This is a genomic window from Methylibium sp. T29 (assembly GCF_000576205.1).
GTDB classification, from domain to species: Bacteria; Pseudomonadota; Gammaproteobacteria; order Burkholderiales; family Burkholderiaceae_C; genus Methylibium; species Methylibium petroleiphilum.
In genome coordinates this window covers 1-941 of record NZ_AZND01000550.1, presented here as the reverse complement: position 1 = coordinate 941, position 941 = coordinate 1, and the positions used below count along the sequence as shown (strand labels likewise).

The 941-nt window shown below is 74.5% G+C and carries 1 protein-coding gene; it reads right to left on the bottom strand.

The window, feature by feature from the left end; translation table 11 throughout:
• Window positions 1-941: HDOD domain-containing protein (locus tag x551_RS22760; protein WP_036252024.1), on the bottom strand; the 941-nt coding region annotated here is incomplete at both ends.

Sequence of the window (941 nt, the reverse complement as noted above, 5' to 3'; positions counted from 1 at the left end):
CCCGAGCCTCGCGCGAGGCCATCGCGGCCGCGGCCTCGACGGCCGCGCTGGCCAGCAGACGCAGCGTGTCGGCTCGGTGATCGGGCGCACGCACCGGGGCTTCCAGAGACACACGCCGCATCGCATGCAGCACCGTCTCGTCGAAACCCCAGTGGCGCGCGACGGCCATCGCCAGCGCGTCGAGCTCCACGCCGATCACGGCGCAGGCCGCCGCCGCTTCGGACATGCCGCGTGCACCGCCCGGCTCGGGGTCGACCAGGCGGTGGATCTGTTCGGCTTCCTCGGGGAAGTGGTAGCGCACGAGCAGCGTGCCCAGGCTCTGCAGCAAGGCGAGCAGGAAGGCTTCTTCGCCGTCCATGTCGGCCGGGCACAGCGTGCGCGCCACGTGCGCCGCGACGCGCGCCTCGCGCAGGCTCGCCGCCAGCGCGACGGCGTTCGTTTCGGACAACGCACCCGGCCACGGCCGCAGGCCGTTCGCCACCGGCCGCAGGCCCTGCACGCCGAACAGCTGCACCGCGCGCCGCACGGTGGTCACGCCACCGCTCGCGTGCGCCGCGAACTGGGCCGCGTTGACCTGGCGCAGCAGCTCGAAGGCCAGCGCCGGGTCCTGGATGATCAGTTCCGCCATCTCGTCGATGCGCTGCTGCTCCATCGCCACCACCGCGGACACACGGCCCAGCAGACCCGGCAACGCCGGCAGGTGGCCCACGCTGTGCAGGCGGTCGAGCAGGAGGCCGAGCACACCATCGCCACCGGCCGCCTGCGCGTCCAGCCAGCCCTGCAGCGCGCGCTGAAGACTGCGCGCGCCGAGGTAGCGGCGCTGCGGTTCCCGCTCGGTGGCGCGGTTGGCAATGGCCCGCAGCGCATCGGGCACCGGCTGCGGCGTGGTCCAGCCCAGGCGCACGATCTCGCGGTCGAGCCGCGCCAGGGCCGTGGGCGGG